Annotated in this window: 4 protein-coding genes; 3 read left to right on the forward strand and 1 reads right to left on the reverse strand. The window is 72.5% G+C overall.

Translation table 11 applies throughout. From position 1 onward, the window contains the following. Positions 1–22: 22 nt before the first annotated feature. Positions 23–1,360, reverse strand: coding sequence for an NADP-specific glutamate dehydrogenase (gdhA, locus tag EYA84_RS29280; protein WP_131057279.1), 1,338 nt, complete (start codon positions 1,358–1,360; stop codon positions 23–25). A 108-nt stretch (positions 1,361–1,468) separates the two neighbouring features. Here gdhA and EYA84_RS29285 point away from each other — a divergent pair, with 108 nt between their 5' ends. The 3 genes from EYA84_RS29285 to EYA84_RS29295 all read left to right on the forward strand — a co-directional run. Beyond that, positions 1,469–1,813, forward strand: a complete 345-nt coding sequence (locus EYA84_RS29285) for a MazG-like family protein (protein ID WP_131057275.1) — start codon at positions 1,469–1,471, stop codon at positions 1,811–1,813. Positions 1,814–1,870: 57 nt separating this feature from the next. Next, positions 1,871–2,863, forward strand: coding sequence for a hypothetical protein (locus tag EYA84_RS29290; RefSeq protein WP_236146024.1), 993 nt, complete (start codon positions 1,871–1,873; stop codon positions 2,861–2,863). Between the two features lie 32 nt (positions 2,864–2,895). Continuing rightward, on the forward strand, positions 2,896–3,348 hold a 453-nt coding region (locus EYA84_RS29295; protein WP_131057277.1), incomplete at its 3' end, for a pirin family protein.

The raw sequence follows: 3,348 nt of genomic DNA on the forward strand, positions 1-3,348 counted from the left end.
GTGGGTGGGGGAGTGGGGTGGGTTAGATCAGGCCCTGGGCGAGCATGGCTTCGGCTACTCGGCGGAAGCCGTTGATGTTGGCGCCGGCCACGTAGTCGCCGGGGAGGCCGTACTCCTCGGCGGTGGCCCAGCAGCGGGCGTGGATGTCGCGCATGGTCTCGCGGAGCCGCTGCTCCGACTCGGCGAACGTCCACGACTCCCGGCTGGCGTTCTGCTGCATCTCCAGGGCGCTGACCGCCACCCCACCGGCGTTGGCCGCCTTGCCGGGTGCGAACCGGACCCCGGCCCGGCCCAGGATGCGGACCGCCTCCGGGGTGGTCGGCATGTTCGCCCCCTCCACCACCGCGACGCAGCCGCCGGCGACGAGCTGCGCGGCCTCGGCGCCGCCGATCTCGTTCTGCGTCGCGCACGGTAGGGCCAGGTCACAAGGCACCTCCCAGGGAGTACGCCCGGCGACGGCGACCGCATGCGGCACCTCGCGTACGTAGTCGGCGAGCCGGCCCCGGCGGCGTTCCTTCAGGTCCCGCAGCACGTCGAGGTCGATGCCCTTCTCGTCCAGGACATACCCGGACGAGTCGGAGCAGGCGACCACCCTGCCGCCGAGCTGGTGCACCTTCTGGATCGCGTAGATCGCCACGTTACCGGCGCCGGAGACCACCACCCGTTTGCCGTCCATGCTGTCGCCGCCCTGGGTGAGCATCTCCTCGGCGAAGAACGCCGTGCCGTACCCGGTGGCCTCGGTACGCGCCTGCGCGCCGCCGTACGACAGGCCCTTACCGGTGAGCACGCCCGACTCGTACCGGTTGGTGATCCGCTTGTACTGGCCGAACAGGTAGCCGATCTCCCGGCCGCCCACCCCGATGTCACCCGCGGGCACGTCGGTCTGCGCGCCGATGTGGCGGTACAGCTCGGTCATGTAGCTCTGGCAGAACCGCATCACCTCGCGGTCCGAGCATCCCTTGGGGTCGAAGTCGGCACCGCCCTTGCCGGCCCCGATCGGCAGCCCGGTCAGCGCGTTCTTGAAGATCTGCTCGAAGCCGAGGAACTTGACGATGCCCAGGTAGACCGAGGGGTGGAAGCGCAGGCCGCCCTTGAACGGGCCGAGGGCGCTGTTGAACTCCACCCGGAATCCCCGGTTCACCCGGACCTGACCCCGGTCGTCCTCCCACGGCACCCGGAAGATGATCTGCCGCTCCGGCTCGCAGATCCGTTCGATGATCCGGGCGTCGGCGTACTCCGGGTGACGCGCGAGCGCCGGGCCGATGCTCTCCAACACCTCCCGTACGGCCTGGTGGAACTCGGGCTCACCCGGGTTGCGGTTGACCACACTGGCGAACACCGACTCGACCGTCTCCGGCATCACCGACACGTCCTTCCGGTCCGGGCACGGCGTGGTGCCGTGCCTTGTCGCCCCGTCACGCGGTGCCCCCGGATACGGATGGTGACCACTGTCCGGTTCACTGGCAGCGTGGACGAGACGATCTGGACGACTGTACGCACTGCGCGTGACTGGCTGGACGTGACAAACGGCACCGGTGAGGCGGAGCTGACCTGCCGGATGCTCAAGCTCACCGAGGAGGCGGGTGAGGTGGCGGGCGCCTGGATCGGGTTCCTCGGCCAGAACCCGCGCAAGGGGGTCACGCACACCCGGGCGGACGTGGCGGCGGAGCTGGCCGACGTGGCGTTCACCGCGCTGGTCGCCATCGAGAGCCTGGGTCTGGACGCCCGCGAGGTCCTCGGCGGGTGCGCCGACAAGGTCGCCGGTCGGCTGGGCGCACCGGTCGAGGGTGAGGTTCGTCCCCGAGTTGACTGATCCGACCCGCTCCCTGGCGCGTACCTGCTGGTAGGGGACCGTGGAAGGGGACGTGGCATGGCCGAGTCGGAGCACGAGGCGTACCGCCTGACACCCTCGGGTCGGGGGTCGGAGGACGCGGTGCCGGCACCACCGGCAACTGTCGGTGACGAACCGCGAGACGCGGACAGCGTGACCGTGGGTGACGACGCGACCGTGGGTGAGGACGAGCCCGAGATCCGGGACGAGCCCGGGGACGGACGACCGACATGGTCGGCCGGGGCGCGGCTGCTCGCCGCCGCCGCGGTGCTGATGCTGGGGCTGGGCGCGACCGCCGTGGTGGTGATCCTCTCCGACCCGCACCGGCTCGGTCGGGTCTTCTCCGGCGACCTGCCGGAGGTCACCGCCGCCCCCGAGGGCACCAGCGGACTGGGTGGCGCGGCGCAGGCGGCGGCGCAGCGCCCCGAGCAGGTCGAGACCGCGCCGCTGGACGGCCGTCGGCGGGGCACCTTCGAACTGGTCGACGACGTGACCCGGTTCGACCTGCGGGTGACGGACCTGGGGGAGGAGCTGTACCGGATCATCACCCCGGCCGAGTCGGTCACCCGGCTCCTCCCGGAACTGGTCGGCGACCGGGTGCGGCTGCGGCTGACCCGCGACGGTGCGGGTCCGGGCGAGGTCGAGGTGCTGCTCAACGCCCGGGTGAGCTGGCAGGTGGCGCTCACCGGTGGGAGCACCGAACGGCGGCTGGACCTCGCCGCCGCCCGCCTGGGCGGCCTGGAACTGGCCGGTGGCGCGACCCGGACCACGCTGCGGCTGCCCGCCGTGGAGGGGCTGGTCGTGGTGCGGGTCACCGGCGGGGTCAACCGGTTCGACGTCACCGTGGTCGGCGGCGTTCCGGTCCGCGTCCGGTCGGTCGCCGGAGCCGGAGCGATCGCCGTGTACGACGAGCGCCTCGACGGGGTCGCCCCGCAGACGGTGCTCGGGTCGCCGGGCTGGGACCGGGCCGCCGACCGGATCTTCCTCGACCTGGTGGCGGGCGCGAACCGGGTGACCGTACGCGGAGGCTGAGCGGGTCCGGCGCGCGGGCGTACAGTCGGATGGTGGAACGTGCCGAGTCGATGCCCGCGCAGACCCGACCGCCCGGTGTGGCCACCGTCGACCCCGGCAGCGTCCTGTTGCCCGGCCACGACGTGCCGCTGGGGCGCTACACGACGGTGCGTCGGCTGCTTCCGCAACGCACCCGCCGGATGGTCGGCGCCTGGTGCTTCGTGGACCACTTCGGTCCGGACGACGTGGCGCAGCGCCCGGGCATGGAGGTGCCGCCGCATCCACACACCGGGCTGCAGACCGTGACCTGGCTGCTCGACGGCGAGATCCTGCACCGCGACAGCCTCGGCAACGCGCAGCCGATCCGACCCGGGCAGCTCAACGTGATGACCTCCGGGCACGGCATCGCGCACTCCGAGCGGTCCCCGGCCGCCCATCCGCCGCTGATGCACGGCGTGCAGCTCTGGGTGGCGCTGCCGGACCCGGCCCGCGCCGGCGCGGCCGCC

The sequence above is a fragment of the Verrucosispora sp. SN26_14.1 genome (assembly GCF_004307965.1).
Lineage (GTDB): Bacteria > Actinomycetota > Actinomycetes > Mycobacteriales > Micromonosporaceae > Micromonospora.

What these genes read in the sequence shown, in the direction of transcription:
- EYA84_RS29290 (WP_236146024.1), top strand. Translation starts at nt 1,871, where the DNA reads ATGGCCGAGTCGGAGCACGAGGCGTACCGCCTGACACCCTCGGGTCGG.
- gdhA (WP_131057279.1), bottom strand. Translation starts at nt 1,360, where the DNA reads ATGCCGGAGACGGTCGAGTCGGTGTTCGCCAGTGTGGTCAACCGCAAC.